Annotated in this window: 15 protein-coding genes; 2 read left to right on the forward strand and 13 right to left on the reverse strand. The window is 56.6% G+C overall.

The genetic code is table 11. The annotated features are described in order from the left end of the window. Nucleotides 1-156: 156 nt before the first annotated feature. The 10 genes from NSS64_RS20445 to NSS64_RS20490 all read right to left on the reverse strand — a co-directional run bounded on the left by NSS64_RS20445 (nt 157) and on the right by NSS64_RS20490 (nt 12,898). Nucleotides 157-1,788 (reverse strand): response regulator, encoded by a 1,632-nt coding sequence (locus NSS64_RS20445; protein ID WP_341141326.1) that lies wholly within the window; start codon nt 1,786-1,788, stop codon nt 157-159. 3 nt (nt 1,789-1,791) lie between these two features. Beyond that, nucleotides 1,792-3,600, reverse strand: coding sequence for a cache domain-containing sensor histidine kinase (locus tag NSS64_RS20450; RefSeq protein WP_341141327.1), 1,809 nt, complete (start codon nt 3,598-3,600; stop codon nt 1,792-1,794). Between the two features lie 165 nt (nt 3,601-3,765). Beyond that, entirely contained in the window at nt 3,766-3,993 is a 228-nt protein-coding gene (locus tag NSS64_RS20455) for a hypothetical protein (RefSeq protein ID WP_341141328.1), read from the reverse strand. 90 nt (nt 3,994-4,083) lie between these two features. Next, nucleotides 4,084-5,091, reverse strand: a complete 1,008-nt coding sequence (locus NSS64_RS20460; protein ID WP_341141329.1) for a glycoside hydrolase family 130 protein — start codon at nt 5,089-5,091, stop codon at nt 4,084-4,086. 543 nt (nt 5,092-5,634) lie between these two features. Continuing rightward, nucleotides 5,635-6,816, reverse strand: coding sequence for an SGNH/GDSL hydrolase family protein (locus NSS64_RS20465; protein ID WP_341141330.1), 1,182 nt, complete (start codon nt 6,814-6,816; stop codon nt 5,635-5,637). Next, nucleotides 6,813-8,195, reverse strand: a complete 1,383-nt coding sequence (locus tag NSS64_RS20470) for an FAD-dependent oxidoreductase (RefSeq protein ID WP_341141331.1) — start codon at nt 8,193-8,195, stop codon at nt 6,813-6,815. The genes NSS64_RS20465 and NSS64_RS20470 overlap by 4 nt, the downstream gene beginning before the upstream one ends. A 34-nt stretch (nt 8,196-8,229) precedes the next feature. Further along, complete coding sequence (locus NSS64_RS20475) at nt 8,230-9,129, reverse strand: carbohydrate ABC transporter permease (protein WP_341141332.1); 900 nt, start codon at nt 9,127-9,129, stop codon at nt 8,230-8,232. A gap of 13 nt (nt 9,130-9,142) precedes the next feature. Further along, nucleotides 9,143-10,042, reverse strand: coding sequence for a carbohydrate ABC transporter permease (locus tag NSS64_RS20480; protein ID WP_341141333.1), 900 nt, complete (start codon nt 10,040-10,042; stop codon nt 9,143-9,145). Between the two features lie 68 nt (nt 10,043-10,110). Then, nucleotides 10,111-11,529, reverse strand: coding sequence for an ABC transporter substrate-binding protein (locus NSS64_RS20485; protein WP_341141334.1), 1,419 nt, complete (start codon nt 11,527-11,529; stop codon nt 10,111-10,113). A gap of 145 nt (nt 11,530-11,674) precedes the next feature. After that, nucleotides 11,675-12,898 carry a glycoside hydrolase family 130 protein gene (locus NSS64_RS20490; protein ID WP_341141335.1) on the reverse strand — a complete coding sequence of 408 codons (1,224 nt, stop codon included), beginning with the start codon at nt 12,896-12,898 and terminating at the stop codon, nt 11,675-11,677. A gap of 230 nt (nt 12,899-13,128) precedes the next feature. Here NSS64_RS20490 and NSS64_RS20495 point away from each other — a divergent pair, with 230 nt between their 5' ends. Beyond that, complete coding sequence (locus NSS64_RS20495) at nt 13,129-14,637, forward strand: FAD-dependent oxidoreductase (RefSeq protein WP_341141336.1); 1,509 nt, start codon at nt 13,129-13,131, stop codon at nt 14,635-14,637. On the opposite strand, the gene NSS64_RS20500 is transcribed toward NSS64_RS20495, so the two are convergent. The 3 genes from NSS64_RS20500 to NSS64_RS20510 are packed head-to-tail and all read right to left on the reverse strand — an operon-like array spanning nt 14,624 to nt 18,826. Beyond that, complete coding sequence (locus tag NSS64_RS20500; protein ID WP_340942812.1) at nt 14,624-15,454, reverse strand: AraC family transcriptional regulator; 831 nt, start codon at nt 15,452-15,454, stop codon at nt 14,624-14,626. The two genes, NSS64_RS20495 and NSS64_RS20500, sit on opposite strands and share 14 nt — an antisense overlap. Then, complete coding sequence (locus tag NSS64_RS20505) at nt 15,451-17,082, reverse strand: response regulator (protein WP_341141337.1); 1,632 nt, start codon at nt 17,080-17,082, stop codon at nt 15,451-15,453. The genes NSS64_RS20500 and NSS64_RS20505 overlap by 4 nt, the downstream gene beginning before the upstream one ends. Continuing rightward, the gene (locus NSS64_RS20510) at nt 17,069-18,826 is read right to left on the reverse strand and encodes a cache domain-containing sensor histidine kinase (protein ID WP_341141338.1); all 1,758 of its coding nucleotides are present in this window, start codon (nt 18,824-18,826) and stop codon (nt 17,069-17,071) included. Before NSS64_RS20510 ends, NSS64_RS20505 begins: the two co-directional genes overlap by 14 nt. A 294-nt stretch (nt 18,827-19,120) precedes the next feature. On the opposite strand from NSS64_RS20510, the gene NSS64_RS20515 reads away from it, so the two are divergent. Next, nucleotides 19,121-20,095, forward strand: coding sequence for an aldo/keto reductase family protein (locus tag NSS64_RS20515; protein WP_341141339.1), 975 nt, complete (start codon nt 19,121-19,123; stop codon nt 20,093-20,095). The last annotated feature ends 319 nt before the right edge of the window (nt 20,096-20,414 follow it).

Here is a 20,414-nt window from a genome sequence, read left to right on the forward strand (position 1 = left end):
TATATCCCTGCTGTATTCACTTACAACCTGATTATAGATGGATTGGGCACAACGGATAAGGCGGGTAAGCCCACATTAAGGGCAGGTTTCTGCAGGAGTTAGATAGAGTTAAGGGAGGTCATCTCCGCCCCGCGGAAATTCCTCCCCTGCTGATTTCTATTCTTTTCCAAGATAATGCAATTTGAACTCGGACGGGGTCATGCCGGTATATTTCTTGAACACCTCGCTGAAATAACGCCTGTGCTCATACCCGAGATCCTGGGCGATCTCCTGAACCTGCCGGCCGCCGATCAGCATCGCCTTGGCCTTCTCCATCTTCTCATGCATCACATACTGCTGGAACGAAATCCCCTGCACCTTCTTGAACAGATTGGAGAAATATCCCTGGCTGAGGTTAATCTGCTTCGCCACCTGCTCCAGCGACAGCCCCGTATCCAGATGACTATGGATGTATTCGACGGCCTGACGGATAATCCGCGTGGATTCCTGAGAACGGGCTTCCTCCACCAGCGCACAGGCCTCCCGGCACAGCCAGGACAGCAGTTCCCGGATATCCTGCAGGGATGGATGCACCTGGTTCTTCATGGCGGCAATTCGGAGTTCCAGCGGCTCCACCTGCCCGTAAGGGAACTGCTCCAGCAGGACCCGGCAGATCCTGGAGCCCAGCTCATAGCCGACACTTTCAACATAACGCGGCTCAGGCAAAAGCCCGCTGTCCAGCAGCTCCGAGAATAGCTGGTCCAGCATCTGCAGGCTTTTGACAGAATTACCGGAACGCAGGGCGAACAGCAGCTCCTGCTCGGCGGCAGCGGAATAGCTGTGAAGCGAGAGTGGTTTGTTCTCAATATTGCTATAATGATAGACCCCGTTGCCGCCGGTATAGAAATGATACCCCAGCGCGCTGAGCGCCTGCCTGTACGCCGTGCCCAGCTCCTGAATCGCCACCGTACCCAGACCCACGCCAATAGAAATGGTATGACGCGAGAAGCGGCTGACATTCATGCAGCAGGCCTCGGTAATCAGCGCGGCGGTCTCCGGGTCCGAGCCGTTCATGATGCAGACGTACCGGTCTGTCGACTCCCGGATAATAACGCCGCGGGTCCAGGCGGAAATCGTCTCTTCGAGAATATTGTGCAGGCTGAACCTTAGCAGCTCGACCTCCTGCACAGGCTGCCCGCTCAGCTTTTCCGCGAAATGATCAATCTCAGCGACAAACACGAAGAAATCATGCTGGTCCAGCGGGATATCGAGATAGGCCCAGCGGGAACGGGCATCCGCCTCTGTCGTCTGGTGGTGCAGCAGGAAGGTGAGGTATTCCTGGCGGAGGATAGGCAGACTTTCCTTGATTTTGGATTCCATCACAGCAAGTCTGGCGGTCTCCTGACGCTCCTCCCGGCACAGCTCCCTGGCCTTCAGCACTGCATTCACAATCTCTTCCAGGGAAAAGGGCTTCTTCACGAAATCAAGCGCCCCCAGCCGGATGGCTTCCTGGGCATAAGAGAACTCCGAGTAGGCGCTGAGGATAATAATCTTACAATCCGGCAGCACCTCCAGAATCGCCCGGGTCATCTGCAGGCCGTCCATTCTTGGCATCCGGATATCCGTCAGCACAATGTCGGGCCGGGTCTCGCGGATGATCTGCAGCCCCGCTTCACCGTCAAGCGCCGTACCGGCGACCTCAATACCGTGCTCCTGCCACGGCGGCTTGCGCGAGACCATCTCCACCACACTTTTGATATCGTCAATTACACATAATTTGAATCTTTCCGGCTCCTGCTTCCGGTCCATCCTTCATCTCTCCTCCCTAGGCGGAATCCACAGATCCGTCTGTGATCCCTTACCTGGCTCGCCGCCCACATCCATACGGGCTTCGTCCCCGTAATACAGGGCCAGCCGGTGCCTGATGTTGAACAGGGCATAGCCTTTCCTCGACTGCGGAGCCGAGGCCATCCCCTGCTTGACCCGTGCAGCGTCAAGCCCCCGTCCATTGTCGGTAATGCAAATATGCAGCAGCCCCTGCTCCCGGCTGACCGTGATGTCTATCCTGCCTCCTATAGTCCGGTCACTGAATCCGTGCTGGATGCTGTTCTCCACCACCGGCTGCAGGATAATTTTGGGCAACAGACAAGTAAGCAGTGACTCATCCTCCACCGTCACCGTGTATTCAAACAATCCTTCATAGCATTTCTGCTGAATGGCGAAATACTGCCGCATGTGGGACAGCTCATCCCCAAGGGGAATCATATCCTTGCCGCCGCTGAGCCCGAGCTGGAACATCTGCGACAAGGACAGGATCATCTCATTCACATCGTCATTCTCGCCCATGACCGATTTGCAATAGATGGTATTGAGCGTATTGTACAGAAAGTGCGGCTCCATCTGCGCCGTAAGGGCACGGATCTCGGCATGCCGCTTGTCCTCCTCCTTGGTCTTCACATCCGCGATCAGCGCCTGAATCTCCAACATCATCCGGTTGAACTGAAAGCCGACCTGGGCAACCTCGTCCTCATAACGGCTCTCATACACCACGCTGAGCTGGTTCTCTTCGACTCTGCGCATTAGCCGCCTGAGCTTAAACAGGGGCTTCAGCAACACAGATGTCAGCTGATTGGAGATCAGCCAGGTGATCAGCAGGAAGACAACGATGACATAGAAGGTAATGCGCTGCACCCGCTGCAGCTTGCCCAGCAGCTGGTCCCGCGACTGCATGCCGGAGATGATCCAGTCGGGTGATGCGGCTGAGCTTGTATAATTCACCAAATATTCCTTGCCGCCATAGCTGTAGTAGTGATCCTGCGGATCGGCCGCTTTTCCGGCTCCGGCGAGCACCGGCTTCCAGGGGAATCTGCCCCGGAACGGCCAGCGGGACTCCAACACCGCCTCTCCTTCCCCGCTCACCAGATAATAATTCCTCCCTGCTTGTTCTCCGCCTTGATTCAGCAGCTCATCGATCCGGCTCTCCCTGATATTGACCACAATAAATACATTGCTGATCGGCGTGTAAGGGTATTCATAAATTCCCCGGACTATGAAGGAGACCACCCGCTGGCTGCCTGTAAACAACCGGTCATAATGTCCTTTGGCCCAGTAGCCGCCCGGCTGCTCCTTGCTCAGATCATATAATTCCGAGCCGTAGAACGAATTGTCCTGCGCCCGGATCTGCGTAGTGGGATAGAAATCGCCAATCGGGGTTACGATTAGCACACTCTCAATGATCGGCTGATTGAACATTGCCTGGGAGAGCACATATTGCAGATCCGACAAATGTACATAGTAATTGGACACATCGTGGCTGAACACATCGAGCATCATCTTGCGGTACGCATCGCTCAGCATCAGGGACTGCACGGACAGCGCCACATCATTCAGGCGGGAATCCAGCAGCTGGGCCGTCTTGCTTACGGTCTCCCGGCTGCCGGCGTAAGCATTATCCTCGATCTCCTGCGCGGCAATCCAATACGAGAAGGTGCCCATTGCACTGATGGACAGCGTGATCAGCACGATGAACGAGAACAGAATCCTCTGTTTGATGGATATCCGGTAATACCTGCCGGCGATCTGCCGCCGGAGCTGCCGGACATAGGCTGTGAATGTATTCATAGCTTTTCCTTCTGAAGCATGTACCTTGTACCTCCCTTGGGTTGTCGGTTCTTGTCACTTGTACCATACGGCTGCTCCGGTCCGGCGTCAAGACAGGTTATGATAATTAGAACAAAACGCCTGCAGCATCCCCATTGTGATCGGTTTTTCGACTACATCCCGCCCTCACACCTCCGCCGCACCGAATGTGGTCGGTTTTCCGACCATATCCAGCTCACACATCTCTGCCGCACCGAATGTAGTCGGTTTTTCGACCATATCTGGCTCACACACCTCTGTCGCACCGAATGTAGTCGGTTTTCCGACCACATTCGGCCCAGATGACCACGCGCTGTCCATGTGTCCGGTGAAATCAGTGAAGTCATTCCTGTTACTGATCCAGAATATAGTCATCCTGCCGATGCATCATAATTTCCTTATTAATGAAAAAGGCAGGAAGCCCTCCGCATAACGGAAGTCCCCCTGCCTATACAACCGGTCTAATTATCTCTGTGGGTCCAGGCAGAGCCGGAGCAGATCGTCCACATGGGCCGTCGCCAGGCATTCCACAGTATCGGCCGCACCGTAATAGATTTTGACCTCTCCGGTGTCCTCCAGAATCATCCCCCCGGGGAAAATCACATCGTTGCGGAAGCCGCCTGCCGTTTCGTACACCGCCTCCGGCACCAGCAGCGGAGCTTCCGCCCGGCCGATAATCTTGCTGGGATCTTCGAGATCCAGCAGCATAATGCCGGCGGTGTAGCGCTTCTTCCAGCTGTCCTCCCAGCCGTTCTTACCCCGGGCAGGGTCGAGGTCCACCGCATGGAAGGTGGTCAGCCAGCCCTTGTCCGTCTTCACCGGCGGCGCACCGGGACCTACCTTGTCATTGGCATAAGCCACTTGCTCAACGGCCAGCAGCAGCTTATGATTCCCCCAGTACTTCAAATCCGGGGAATCGCTCATCCACATATCGAAGCGGTCGCGGCCGCCCCGGCTGTAGACCGGAAGCGGGCGCTCCAGTCTTACATACTTGCCTCCGATCATCTCCGGGAAGAGCACCATGTTGCGGTTATCAGGCAGCGACAGGCTTAATACTTCAAACGAACGGAAATCGTCAGTGACAGCGATCCCGCCGCGCAACCCGTGACGCGTATCAACTGCGAAGCACATATAACAGCGGTCTCCAACGACACTCAGGCGCGGGTCATACACCCGGACCACCTCTTCATCATGCCAGGACCAGCAGGGCTCCGGCTGTACCTCCCAGCTTACGCCGTCATCGCTGAAGGCCAGGCCCAGATTGGTCGTATGATGGGGAGCCACGATTCCCTTGCTCTCATCGCCATAATCATTGCGGAACACCATGACATATCTGCCCTTGAATTTTGTCACCCCGGCGTTGAATACCATGGCCGGTCCATAGGGTACATCAGAAGGCTTCAGAATCGGGTTAAGCGGATGCCGGACCATTACCGGACTTGAAGTCAGCGTGCCTGTTGTCAGATCGTTCATTGTGCAGATTCCCCTCTGTAAGTTAATAGATGAAAGCGCAACCAGTGACTTTTCATCCCTATTATGCATCATATTGCATAGTTAATCTATAGAATGTTCACATGAAATCTTCCATTTTCAGCTAGTAGCGCATCAGAGCTGATATTGTGAATATGACCATTACCAGACCTTAACGAGCCAGCGTCTCATTCGCACAGCAGTCATTCGGATGCTGTAGGCGCTGGAACGATAGTAACTGCATTTTGTACAATGGAATACTGTAAAAAAGGCTTCGTAATAGAATCTATTGTATTCGGTACAATTGAATGTTGAACAAAGGCCATTTTTCACCCAAAACACAACATTCTACTGTATGAAATACAATAGAATCTCATTTTACGGTCTGTAAACCATTTTCTATTGCAGGAAATACAATCAGATACTTAAATGTAAAAGTTAAAAGTCGGCAACGGGTGCAGGTTCAGCCTAATACTAGCTCGATGTTCATACTCAGACTTTAACACCCCTGAGGTTCATTCTTACAGTTCTAAATCTGATGCTGTACTAATCCAGCATTTCGCCCCGAAGCGCAGCCGCCAGCCTGCTTCCGAAGCGGCTGCCCAGCAGCTCATAGCCTTCGGGGCCGGGGTGCAGGCCGTCGGTCAGCAGGTTCCCGTCCGCCGGGCCGAACCACTCCAGACCATCCAGGTAATGCAGATGACGGTCTCCACGCGCCCGCAGCAGCTCCACTGTCTCAGCGATCTCCCCGCGCATCAGCGGCAGGGTGAAGCCGAGCGGATTCTCCTCCGTCTCCCGCTCCGTTCCGTAGATAGGCGAGATGACCACCAACGGGGTCTCTGTATGCTTCTCCCGGATGGTCTCCAGCAGACCGATCAGCAGCGGCTTGAACATCCGCGGGTTGGAGGACGCTGCGCCATAGATGTTCACGCCAACGCACAGGGTAATCAGGTCAGCCGGCAGATCCCGGATCAGCCGGCCTATCATCGGCTCCATCAGGCAGTTGCCGGAGAAGCCGAGATTGGTCAGGTGATAGCCGATTTCCCCGGCGGCGATCACCGGCCAGGTGCGCGACGGGCTAGAAGCTGCCACGCACTGGGTAATCGAGCTTCCATACGTCACCCAGCGCGGCCTCAGGTCCGCCAGCGGTTCAGCAACAGCGTCATCATCAATTGCAAGACCGCTGATCGTCATACCGGTGTTCTGCGGCAGATAGATTTCCAGCCCCTTCATACCTGGGGGAAGCCGGGTGAAGCGGGCCTCCGCAGCTCCCGCAGCAAGCGTGAGCGTCTGAACCAGCCGGCCGTCAGCAAGGCAATCCAGCGAAGCGTCCTCCGCCAGCGGCTCAAACCAGAGGAGGAGGGTCTCCGAGCCGGATGCCAGCCGCAGCCGGATACCGGAGCAGATCTCCGCCTTGCCGCCGATCCCATCCGGCGGATACAGGTCGTAGTCCCGGAAGGGAATCCGCCAGGGCTTGATGCCCTCCTGCCGGTGCTCCAGCGAGACCGCCCCATGAAACCACTCCTCCCGCAAAGGAAGGCTCCTCACATTCTTCACACTTTTCTCGTGTTCCACGCTCTCCACGTTCTCCGCGCTCTTCACGCTCTTCACACTCTCCGCGCTCTCCACATTCTTCACGCTCTTCTCACTCTCCGCGCTCTTCTCACTCTCCGCGCTCTTCACACTCTTCTCGCCCTTCTCGCTCTTCACATTCTTCACACTGCTCACTGCGCCTGCTCCGCATCCTGAGCCGCTGCCCCGGAAGTGAAATTCTCCCCGAGCCACACATCCTGCTCCAGCAGGCGCTGCTGAAGCTCAGGAACCGAGATGCTGCGGGAATCCGTGCCGTCCCGGAGCGCAAGCGTTGCTGCCGTCCCGCAGGCCTGGCCCATCGAGAAGCAGTTCGGCATGACGCGCAGCGAGCCTTGCACCGCCCGGTCCGAGGACACGGAACGTCCCGCTACCCACAGATTGCGGATGCCTACCGGAAGCATCACCCGGTAAGGCACCCCGTGGGAGACGCCCGGCGGCAGATGATTGAAGGTCATATCACTTTTGCTGGTCGCCAAGTGGATATCAATGTAGTAGGCATTGCGGGCGATATCGTCGGGGAAAGAACGCGCGGCCACGAAGTCGTCCACAGTCAGCGTATAATCGCCCTGGATGCGCCGCGTCTCTCTGATCCCAAGCTGCTCTCCGCTTGCCACCAGATGCGCCTGTTCGAAGCCGGGCACATGCCTCTGGAAGAATTCAAGCTGCCGCAGCACCGTCCGGCGGCCCTCAATGGCTCCGCGAGTAAGGTCCTCGGCCTTCGTTCCGTCCACCCCGAACACATGGCCGAAGTTCACGCCGACCAGCTGATCGCTCACCCAGGCCAGGCCGGAGATCGATTTGCGGCCTTCCGGCAGCGCTCCTTCCAGGATGGCCTGCTCCACGGTCCGGTGCAATTGACCTGTATCTCCCGTCTCCGCCAGGAAGCGGCTGAAGCTGGGACGGTCTACATTCGCCAGCAGATAACACATGCTACCCGGCTGAAGCTCTCCGTCATCGCCGCCCTTCTGGAAAGGCACGCCCGACAGGGCAGCAATGTCGCCGTCGCCGGTGCAGTCGATGATATAACGGCAGCGGATGAAGGACCTCCCGGATTTGTTGACAATCAGTACACCCTCTACCGTCTGCCCATCGGGAGACCGCACCACATCGTAAACAAAGGTGTGGAACAGCGGCGTCACACCGCTCTCCAGCACAGCGCTGTCATAGACGCGCTTCAACACTTCAGGATCAATCGGCACCCAGTCCAGCTGCTCGCGGTATTCCTCCTGATAGCCCGGATCACAAGCCTGCTTCATCCGCTCCATCAGCTTCAGGCCGAGGCCGCGGATAATCGGCTTAACCTTGTCCGTATAGGGACAGAAGGCAGGCACCAGCGCCACGGTGCCCATTCCGCCCAGATACCCGCGCTGCTCCACGATCATGGTGCTTGCTCCGCCTTCGGCAGCGGAGATCGCGGCGGCAATCCCTGCCGCCCCGCCGCCGATAACCAGCACATCCACCTCGCAGGAGACCGGCACCTCTGCCTGCGGCACTGTAATATGTCCGTAATTCATCTTTATCCTCCTATACGCTATGACTTTAGATTTATTACCCCTTCACCGACCCGGCCGTCACCTGGATGAAGGTCTTGTTGGCTAATACATACGCCAGCAGCATCGGCAGAATGGACAGGCAAGCCCCGGCCATCATCAGATGAATCTGCATCGCAGCCGATGAGCCGTAGCGGAGATTAGCCAGCCCGACGGTCAGCGTCTGCAGCTGCGGATTGGTCATCGTGAAGACCAGCGGCAGAATGTATTCGTTCCAGGCATGGCGGAAGGCGAATAATCCAGCCACGCCAAGCCCCGGACTCAGCAGCGGGAGAATGATGCGGAAGAACGTACGGATGAAGCCGGAACCGTCCACCATGGCCGCCTCGTCAAGCTCCCGGGGAATCGCCTTGAAAAAGCCCTGCAGCATGAAGAAGGTGCTGGAATGGGCGCTGACCAGAATCAGAATAACCCCCCACAGCGTCGTATTCAGATGCAGCGCAACCATCAGATCGAACTGCGGGCGCAGGACGATGGCCCCGACCGAGATGAACATCATGGACGCCTGCACTGTGACATAGATTCTTTTCCCCGGAAAATCACGCCGGTCCACCACATAAGCAGCCATCGAGGCCACCAGCAGCGTCCCCACCGTCACCATCACACTCATAAAAGCGCTGTTCCAGGTATAGCGGGCGAAATTGGCCTGTTTCCAGGCTTCAGCATAATTATTGAATTGCAGCTTGGCGGGAAACAGGGTTCCGCCAGTCATCATCTCTGCCCCGGTCTTCAAGGAACCGGTCAGCGTCATCAGCAGCGGAAACAGGGTCAGGACCGCCGTTGCCAGCAGGAAAAGCCACATCACGGTCCGGGTCACGATTCTTCCGGCAAAACCGGGCGTCCGGCCAGCCGTCTGCGGCCGCCCTGCGGGCTGCTTGGATATCACAGATTCGTTCATTTGGATAAGCCTCCTAATACACCTTGTTCATTTTGCGGCTGAAGAAGAAGTACAGGCCGGTTACCGCTCCGACAATCACAGCGGTGGCGAAGCCCACGGCGCTGCCGTAACCGAGCTGCTGCGTTACCGGTGAACCGGTGGATACAGGGAATAGCAGCTTGTAGAGATAGAGATACATGACTTCCGTTTTGCCGATCGGTCCGCCTTCGGTGATGACCATGATGCTCTCATAGCCCTTCAGCGAAGCGATAATCGCCAGCATAATGACCATCTGGGCTACCGGAGCCAGCATCGGAAGCGTAATATTCCAGAAGCATCTTCCGGCGTTCGCTCCGTCGATGGACGCGCTCTCGTACAGGTCCTGCGGAATGCTCTGCAGCCCGGCGAGAAAGAGCAGCATATAGTTCCCTACGGCACCCCATACGGCCACAAGAATAACCGTCAGCATGGCGTGCTTCGGACCAAGCCAGTCGACCGGCTGGGAGACCAGATGCAGCTTCATCAGAACTGTGTTAACCATCCCGTTATAGGAATTGAAGATGTTATAAAAAACAACAGAGATCACTGCGGTACTTATAACCGTCGGCATGAAATAAATGCCCCGGAGCAGATTCGACCCGCGCAGTCTGCCGTTGAGAATAACAGCCAGCAGCAGGGACAGCGGCAGGGTCAGCAGCAGCTTCCCTCCGGCAAAAATGAAGGTATTGCCGACCGATTCCCAGAACAGGGTATCCCGCAGCAGCCGGCTGAAATTGTCCAGCCCGGTAAACAGCGCCTCGCCGTATCCGGCATAATCATAGAACATATAGCGCAGCATCCAGATCAGAGGATAGATGCCGAGCGTGAGTGTCAGAATGATGCTCGGTGCCAGGAACAGGGAATTCTCCCCAAGTCTTTTCCATTTGTAAATCATAATTAGTCTCCTTCAGGGAAAGCAAAGGGGCTGATCCGGGAATCCCGTACAAGCCCCTGTGTAACCCGTTATTCTCCCTGCGGCTTCATTGGATCAAAGGCCGGGTCCGGTGTAACGGTAACCTCACCCTTCTCCACTGCTTTGGACAATGCGTCATTGTATCTTGTATTCAGATCAGCAGCAATGGCCTTGGCATCCCCGCCCGAGAGCATATACTTGAAGAAAGCATCCGCATAGGTAGAGCCTTCCGGCGTGACGTTCGGCACAGCAGGCCAGAGCGAGTCATGCTCACCGACCAGGAAGCCTTCCATACCGCCAATTTCCGGCTTCTGAGCCTGCTCCACAATACTCGGCACTACAGCAATCCCGAAGCCCTTCTCATGATACGTCTTCAGAATATCGTCGCCGTACATGTACTGCATGAATTTCCAGGCGGCCTCCTGATGCGCCGATTTCGCGCTGATCCCGAGCCAGGTGCCGGCGGATACGATCTCCGAGGTTCCCTTAATCTGCCCGTCCAGCGTAGGGGCCAGCGCACCTGCCCAGTTGATCTCTGTCGGGAACTGGTCCTGGTATACGCCCGGCTCCGTCGAGAAGCTGAGGTACATGCCGATTTTGCCTGCGGCAAATTGGGCGCGCAGCGGGTCGATATCCAGTGTCTCCGCCCCCGGCAGAATACTTCTGTCTTCGTACATCTGCTTGAAATACTCGATAACCTGAGAGTAAGGCGCGAAGTCGAACTGGCCTGTCTTCAGGTCAAAGCCAAGGCCCTGGTAGCCGCTCAAGGAGAGAATCTCGCGGATCGAACGGTCGAAGGCCGCCTTCGGGCTTTTGAAGTTCAGCGCGAAGCCGTATATGCCCTCGGCTTTGCCGGCTTCAGTGATTTTTTTGGCGTCATCGACCATTTCCTGCAACGATACCGGAGGATTCGCGATGCCTGCTTTGTCAAAGAGATCCTTATTGTAGATCAGACGCAGGGTCAGGCCGGTGTTGGCCAACGAATACACCTTGCCGTCAAAACGGTTGACATTGTCGATTAGCAAGCTGCCGAATTTCGTTTTGATCTCGTCGGTCAGGTAATCGTCAATCGGAGCCAGATAGCCTTTTTTGACAAATTCGGGGGTGTTGCCGCTCTTCAGACGCAGGATATCCGGTGCTTGGTTGCTGGTGAAGGCAATGTCAACGCTCTGCGCGTAATTCTCAGACATGACTGTCAGTTCCACCTGGATATTCTCGCCGTTCGTCTCATTGAACTTGTTGATCAGTTCCTTGATATATTCCTGGTCATGACGGTCATCCGTCCAGTACTTAAGCTGTACCGGCTCGCCTGTTTCTGCTGCGGCCGAAGCTGTCGGACTCGCTGTTGCCGCTCCGGGTGTTCCCTCTGCCGCACCGCCGCTCTTGTTATTGTTCCCGTTCCCGCCGCAGCCGGCGATTCCGGCGGCCAGCATGAGGCTCAGGCTGAGGCCCAACCATTTTTTCTGCATACGTTCTACCCCTTTGATTGACATTTGTATTGTGAGCTCGTTCTCTATTATAGGCCACCCCTCCCGCAAAAGGAGTGCGGCAGACTCACTCTTGAGGGACAGAATTCTATTCTTTGCGGCAGGCGGCAGCGGCCGGGCTCTCCCGTTACAGCAGGATGCCGTTCTCATCAAATGTCCGGATATACTCCAATAATTCCGCAAAATGAACCCAGGCGATGCCAACCTTCTGATCCGCAGCGCCATAAGACATGATTAAATCCTCCCCCATAACAATGCCTCCCGTGGTAAACAGGCAGGGCGTAGGGTAATCCTCCGGCATCTCCCAATCCCGCTCAGCGTACATCAGGCGGTCAGAGCACCGGTGAATAATAACCGGAAAATCGTTCTCCTGCTCCTTAAGGATCATAAAGGACTGCGTATAGCCAAACTGTACATTCTTCTTCGCGTGATAAGCCACCAGCCACTCCTGATTTCCCAGGGCGACCGGCGGCCAGCTTGCCCCCACACGGTTCTCCTCCCAATCGAACAGCGGACTGGCCAGCAGCCGGTGGACTGCCGCAGGTGAAGCGAAATCCGCAATCGATTCTGCCGCCGCCAGATAGATGGAAGGCTTGCCCGCCTGCTCCCCGCCTGCAAAGGGAAGGACATTCATCGGCCGGTGCAGCATCAGATATTGCCATTTACCTGCAATCCTCATCTTCTCAGGAAACAGGAACACATCACGGTTATCGCTGACATGCCCCTCGGTAAGCGGGCCTACGTACCCGAAAGCGTCTTCATATTTTCCCTCCTTCAGCTTGGCTAAATCCAGCTTGAACAGAACGCTGACCGTATCATTCGCCCGGGCCGATTGAATGAACGGGTCTGGGCTCTCTCCCGCGAAGATCCAATCGGGCACATATTCAAAGCGCGTCTGGACCGGAGGCTGCTGGCTGCTAAGCCAGTAGGGGCCAGGGGGAAAGGCCCGGCAGGCCACCGTGACATACAGCTCGTTCCCGATATAAAAGATACGGGGGTCCTCCACGCAACCGTTGGCATAATTCCGCACTCTTTTTCCGTAAATGTCCGTAATGTACAATTCATCCTCTTCATACCCGAGGGCCGGAGCCAGAGCTGGTCTTGAAAAATCTGCCTCCCAGGTCTCTCCCCGATCCCTGCTCCGCGCATAGCCCAAAAAAATCGGATAGGGATCATGACAGCCCTCTCTTCTCTTCTGCGGCCACGGGCCCGTTGCCCGAAACAGCATATGAATGTCATCCGAGTCAGGGTCCTGAATGATCGCCGGATTCAACACCATTTTGTCCGCCCAGTCACAGCCTGGTACAGGTTCAAGCGCCGGTTTGCTCAAATAGCGAAATTGTGGTTTCATAGTTCCTCCTGGTCTGCCTCCTGAAGCAGGGGCATATTCCGTTTTTCAGCAAACAACTTATCATAGGCCATCCGCGAATTCAAAAGACTTTTTCCCTGAAAACGGGCTTTCGGACAAAACAGTAAGATCCGTCAACTGAATCAGGAAGATCCATCATTCACGCGGGTCCGGGCAGCGGCTTATAATCATTTTTGCAGGCAAAATCGTTACCACGAAGGAGGATGAGCCGGATGAAACAGTATGATCTTGTCATATACGGCGGAACGGCTGCAGGCATTACAGCGGCTGTCCAGGCAGCTATCATGGGCAAAAGTGCGGTAGTCATCGAGCAGAGCCGGAGGATCGGCGGCATGACCACCGGAGGGCTGGGTGATACGGATGTGGGAATGAAAGAGGCAGTCGGCGGTCTGTCTCTGGAATTCTATCAGCGGATTGCGCAGAAATATGCGCAGGACGGGGCGTGCTGGCTGTTCGAGCCCAAGGTTGCGCTTGAGGTGCTGCAGGACTGGGTGGCGGAGCATCATCTTGAAGTCGTCTGCGGGGAAAGGCTGGAGCTTAAGAATGGGGTAACCCGGCAAGGCGCAAGAATCACCTCCATTACTATGGAATCCGGGAAGGTCTATCACGGTAAAATGTTCATTGACGCCTCTTACGAGGGAGACCTGATGGGCCATTCCGGCGTGTCCTATGTGGTCGGCCGTGAGCCGAACGCACAGTACGGGGAGACGTTAAACGGCATTCAGCCCGGACCTGAACTGAACGAACTCCCTCCGGGAATTGACCCCTATGTCATTAAAGGAGTGCCTTCGAGCGGATTACTCTCGCGTGTTAATGCGGGCCGCGGCGGCGATGCCGGCGAGGGGGACCGTAAGCTGCAAGCCTATAACTTCCGTATGTGTCTGACAGACAATCCGGGCAACCGGATGATGGTCGGCAAGCCTGAGGGCTATCACGAAGCCGATTATGAGATTCTGTTCCGGGCCATTGAGCAGGGGCAGCGCTCACGCTTCTTCAAGCTGAACCGGGTCACTTCGGACAAGACCGATTCCAATAACAACAGCGGTATATCAACAGATTACAACGGGATGAACCACTGCTATCCAGAGGCGGATTATGCGGCGCGGGAACAGATATGGGAGGCCCACCGCATCTACCAGCAGGGATATGTCTGGACGATCCAGAACCATCCGCGGGTGCCGGAGGAGATCCGGGAAGCCTATAAGCCGTGGGGCCTGCCGCTCGATGAATTCACGGACAGCGGCCACTGGCCTTCCCAGCTCTACATCAGGGAATCCCGCAGAATGAGCGGAGATTATGTGGTGACGGAGCATGATGTAAGGCGGGAGCACCCGGTGCCGGATTCCGCCGGGATGGGCTCCTTCGCCATGGACTCGCACCATACGCAATACTATGTGAACGAAGACGGGCATGTCAGCACAGAGGGCGGATTCTACATCCGGCTGGACGAGCCTTATCCGATCAGCTACCGGGCGATGGTGCCGAAACGCAGCGAATGCACCAACCTGATCGTACCGGTATGCTTGTCGGCCACTCATGCGGCCTACGGCTCCATCCGGATGGAGCCGGTCTTCATGATTCTGGGACAATCGGCGGCCGCCGCTGCTGTACTGGCGCTTGAGGCGGACGGCGTGGTTCAGGATGTGGAGTATGAGCGGCTGCAAGCCTTACTCCTTGCGTCCAATCAGGTGCTCTACACCACCGGACTCACCCGGGATTGAACCGGAAGCCGAAGCTGCGCCGGTACTCTCCCGGGGGAGCGCCATACCGTTCCCGGAACATCCGGCAGAAATGGGCGTAGCTCTGGAAGCCCGTATTGTCGGCAACCTGCTCCAGTGAGAGTGTACTGTAGAGCACCTGCTGCTCGGCAGACTTCAGCCTGACATCAATGCAGTAGGCGAATGGCGATTGGCCAAAAGCAGCTTTGAACAGACTGGAAGCACGGGAGATGCTTAACCCTACGGAGGCGGAGATCTGCTCCAGGCTGAGCGGTTCATGGGCATGATTGTCAATGAACTGCTTCAGCTTGTAGGCAGTCTCCGCCCCTTTAGTGCGCCGCCGTGCCTGGATCACCTGCTCCAGCGTCAGGCAGAACGTTCTAAGCAAATAATCCAGCAGCTCCTCCTGATGCCGCATCACCTTCCTCTTCTCGCCGGCAATATGCTTCCATAGGGTAATGACCGTATCATCGAAGCCGATATTCGTCCGGGCCGGCAGCCTGCGGTCCTGCCACCACGAGTCCAGCCACTCGCCGCTGGCGATCAGGAAATAATCCGAGGCGGGCTGAACTCCGCCAGAGCCTGGATAGCTGCGGGGCTGTACGATCAGCTCGTACGGCTGATCCGGAGCATAGATCAGCAGATCGCCGGGGATGATCGTCTCGTACACTCCTCCTACCAGCGCACGGCAGGTCCCTTCCATCTGAAGTCTGAAGAGATAGAAGGATAACCCGTCCTGATACTGAACGGAGTGAGGCTGCGTGTGTGTGAAGTAATTGGCATACAGGACGCTGCACCGTTGCGGATCGGACGCTGTCACGGGTAGGACTCCTCGTGGCGGTCCGGGTGGTACCCCGCCCTGAATTCCGACGGCGTCTGGCCGGTGATTTTCTTGAACATCTCGCTGAAATATCTGCGCTCCTCATACCCCACAGCGGCAGCCACCTCCTGCACCTGCGCCCCTTCCACCAGCAGCAGCTTGGCCCGGTGAATACGCTCTGCGGTAATATACTGGGTAACGGTCACTCCGTTCACCTTCTTGAACAGGCTGGAGAAATAGCTGGGGCTGAGATGAACATGTGCCGCACATTCCCCGACCGTGATGTCCTCGGACAAACGGCCTTTGATATACTCTACCGCTTCATAGATCACCTTCTGCCCTTCGGACAAGCTGCTTCTGCGCACCAGGGCGGCCCCTTCTGTACACAGCTCCAGCAGCAGCCGCTGAAGAGTGGCAAGCGGCAGTCCCGCTGTTCCCTGCACCGCCCGGAACCGCTGGATCAGCGGCTGAATCTCCCCGTACGGGACCAGCTCATAGAAGGTGCGGATCGCTGATGCGGCCAGCTCCTCATACAGAGCGAGCAAATAATCGGGATTGTGCCCGGAGCTCAGATTCTGCAGCGATTCTGAGATCGCTGCGAGGATCGCGCCAGTCCGGCTGACATTGCCGGAGCGCAGCGCCAGCAGCAGCTCGTCCTTATATTCCAGCGCCAGCGGCTCCTGGCTTCCGTTCTGGTGAACATCTGTATACATAATGGCCGCATTGCCTCCGGTGAACAGATGATGGGCCAGCGCCCGGTGCGCTTGGCGGTAGGAATCCGGCAGCTCGCTGGTCTCTTCCACCCGGCCTCCGACCCCGGCCGATACCGTGAACTTGGTATACCGTTCAATGTTCTTGCAGCAGCGTTCGGCAATCTCCACTGCACTGGCCGGACCACAGTCATTCATCACCGCAAGATAGCGGTTATGCTTGGCCCGGAACACCACGCAGCGCGTATGCCCGGCAATAGTCTCCTGGGTGATATTCAGCAGGGAGAAGCGGATCAGCTCCACCTCGCGGATGGACAGCTCTGCTGCCCGCTCCTGAAAGTGATCGATCTCCAGCAGCATCACCACGAACCCCTTGGGGTTCAGATCGATGCCTAAGAATTCCCAGCGCGCCTTCGCCTGCTCCCACGACGTTCTGTGGCTGACCAGCAGAGCGAAATATTCCTGCCGCAGCACCGGCAGACTCTCCCGCAGCTTGTTCTCCATCTCCCGTAGGGTATCCTGTCTGGAACGCGCCTCCATAATCTCCGACTTCGCCCGCAGCACCGCCTTCATAATCTCCTCTTCCGTGAACGGCTTGACCACGAAGTCGAACGCGCCGAGCTGTACCGCCTGCTGCGCATATTCAAAGTCGGCATACCCGCTGACCAGAATGATTTTACAGTTCCGGTGGTATTCCAGTACGGCACGCAGCATGGCCAGCCCGTCCATCCTCGGCATACGGATATCCGTAATGACCAGATCCGGCTGCTGCTTCGCGATCAGGTCCAGCCCATCCTCACCGTTAGCCGCCGTTCCTGCCACCCGGATGCCGTGTTCCGCCCAATTCATGCAGGTCAGACCTTCCACGACGCTTTTAATATCATCAATGATACACAGGGTTACACTATGATCGTCCATCCTGATGCTCCTCCCGTTTGGGTAAAGATATGATAACCGCCGTCCCCCGGCCAAGGCCGCTGTCCACCCGTAATGCTGCACTGTCCCCATAATAGAGCTGCAGCCTGCGGATCAGATTGGATACGGCATAGCCCTTCTCCGATTCCCGCCGGAACAGCGCACGGACCGCCTCCTCGTCCATACCAGCTCCATTGTCACTGACCTTAAGACACCAGCGTGCTCCCTCATCGAAGACTTCGATATCGATCTGCCCCCCGCTCTCCCGGTTGCGGAAGCCATGCAGAATGCTGTTCTCGACCAGCGGCTGCAGCAGAATGCGCGGAATCGGGAGGGTAACCAGCGCTTCATTCTCGACAAAGATCTCATAACGGAATAACCCTTCATAGCAGCTGCATTGCAGCTCCAGATACATGCGGACATGCTCCAGTTCCTTAGACAGCGTAGTGATCTCCTGCCCCTTGTTCAGCCCGAGCTGGAACAGCCGGGACAGCGACATGACCATGCTCTGCGACTGCTTCACCTGCTGCAGATTGAGCTTCCAGTAGATCGTATTCAGCGTGTTGTACAGGAAATGGGGGTCCATCTGGGCCGACAAGGCCTTGATCTCTGCCGAGCGCTTATTGGTCTGCGCCTGTGTGACCTCTCCGATCAGCACTACAATCTGCTCCAGCATCTGGTTGAACCGCATCCCGACCTGGGCCAGCTCGTCCCCGCTCCCGCTCTCGAATCTGGCAGTCAGATCATTGCTCTCCACCCGCCTCATCACCTTCATCAGACCTTGCAGCGGACGCAGCAGATAACGGGTAAAGGCTCCTGATACCATCATTGTAACCGTGAAGGCGAAGAGGGCTACCACCACGAGCAGCCATTTCACATAGATCATATCCTTCAGCACGCCGGCCTTGGACTGAATCGTGGTCATCGTCCAATCGGCAATGCCCAGATGGGCATAGTTCAGCAGATACGATTCGCCTCCCAGCTTGAAGGTATTGCTGAGATCCCGGCTGCTGCTGATCATTCCGGTCAGATCACTCCCCTCCACCGCCTGCAGAACGAGCGGGTCCTTCACAGAATAGACGGGACTGCCTGCCGCGTTCAGCAGGAAGCTGCGCGCCCCTCCGCCGGTGTCCCCGCTCACCAGCTTGCGGAAGCCGTCTTCACGGATGTTGACGATAATATAGACCCCGCGGACCGCTGTATCAAAGATAGGCTCCAGAATCAGTGAAATCACCCGTTCCTTCCCGGAGAAGAGCATGTCCTCATGGCCTTCCACCCATGTATTCTTCTTCTCCTGTTCGATCCGCTCATATAGTAAGGTATCCTTGAACTCCGTCAGACGGTTCCGGTTCATCGAGGAAGGGTAGAACTCCCCGATCGGCGTGGACACATAGATCGAATGGATCAGCGGCTCCGCAATCCGCGCTTGTGAGAAAACGTTATCAAGATCATTCAGGTGAGTATAATACCGGCCCGTGTCCCCGGTGACGACATCCCTCATCATATCGTGAAAGGGCTGACTGATCATAAAGGTCATCATAATCAGCATCAGCTTGTTCAGCTTCTCGTCGATAATCTGCGCCGATTTGACAACGTTATCCTGGGTAAGCTTCAGCGCATTCTTCTCCAGAGTCGCCGCCGAGATGGAATACGACAATCCCCCGGTCATCAGTACGGAGAGGAGGATCACGGCCAAGAATGCGGTTTTTAGTTTGCTGCTGAATGATTGCTTCCGGAAATAGTTCAAGTCCTTCACGCCTTCCTGTGTGCAGATGCTCTGCTCTTCGATTATGTCACCTGAACGTCCGCTCCGACAATACACAGCAGATGAAAAAGTAGATTCACCGTATGCGGACGATGGATCTACCGTATGTACAGACGTATGTGCTGACATATGTACAGGCTTATCTACAAGGAAAACGTGCACGCCCTCCAGCAAAAGGGGGAATAACCCGGTGTGCATTCGCTTGACGCGGCGGATATGATACGATAGACGGGATCGTTCTTCATCATAATCTTCTATGGAAGGAATGAATATAATATGAAATACAGAAGACTGGGCAACACCGGACTTAAGATTAGCGAGATTGGCCTGGGGAGCTGGCTTACATACGGCACGGCTGCCGAGCAGAAGGCGGCGGATGAGTGTATTGCCGCTGCTTTTGAATGCGGTATCAATCTCTTCGATACGGCCAATGCCTACAACCGGGGCGAAGGCGAAAAAGCCATGGGTGCTGCACTCCGCGCGTACAAGCGCTCCGATTATGTCCTTAGCACCAAGGTGTATTTTCCGATGGGGGACGGGGTGAATGACCGCGGGTTATCGCGCAAGCATATTATGGAGCAATGCGAAGCCAGCCTGCGCCGGCTGGGCACGGATTATATCGATGTGTACTTCTGCCACCGCTTCGATCAGGATACGCCTGTGGAGGAGACACTCCGCGCTCTTGACGACCTCACGGCCCAGGGAAAAATCCTCTACTCCTCCGTCAGCGAATGGAGCGCCGCCCAGATCTCCCAGGCGGCTGGCATCAGCCGCAGGCTGAATCTGCGTCCGCTGGCTGCTAACCAGCCGATCTATAACATGTTCGAGCGGTATATCGAGGACGAGGTGCTGGAAGTATCGGCGCAGGAAGGCCTGGGACAAGTGGTCTTCTCCCCGCTGGCCCAGGGCATTCTGACCGGCAAATACAAGCCGGGCCAACAGCCCCCGGCCGGTACGCGCGGCGCGGATGCGTCCGTGAACGGCGTCATCCGCAGCTACCTGCGAGATGATGTGCTGGAGGTTGTTGGCAAGCTGGATGCGCTTGCCGGTGAGCTGGACCTGAAGCTCTCCCAGCTTGCCCTGGCCTGGGTACTGCGCCAGCCCGGCGTAAGCTCGGCGCTGATCGGCGCCAGCAGACCGGAGCAGGTGCGGGAGAATTCGCAGGCCGTGGAGGCTGAGCTTCAGCCGGATACACTGAAGGCGATCGATGCGATCCTCAGCGAGGTCGCCGGCTTCGCACCGGCGCGATAGGGCCGGGGCGAGTGGGAGGGTAGGGCAAGGGCGTGGTGGGGCCGGGGCGTGGTGGGGCCGGGGCGTGGTGGCGCCGGGGCGTGGTGGGGCCGGGGCGTGGTGGGGCCGGGGCGTGGTAAGGGCGAGATGGAGTGGAAATGGCTTGGCGGCCGGCGGAATGTAGTCGGTTTTTCGATTACATTCGGCCCGCACACCACCAACCCGGCGCAATGTAGTCGGTTTTTCGATTACATTCGGACCGCACGCCACCACCCGGCGCAATGTAATCGGTTTTTCGATTACATTACGCCCGCACACCACCACCCGGCGCAATGTAGTC

Origin of the sequence: Paenibacillus sp. FSL H8-0122 (genome assembly GCF_038005345.1) — a bacterium.
Lineage (GTDB): Bacteria > Bacillota > Bacilli > Paenibacillales > Paenibacillaceae > Paenibacillus_AQ.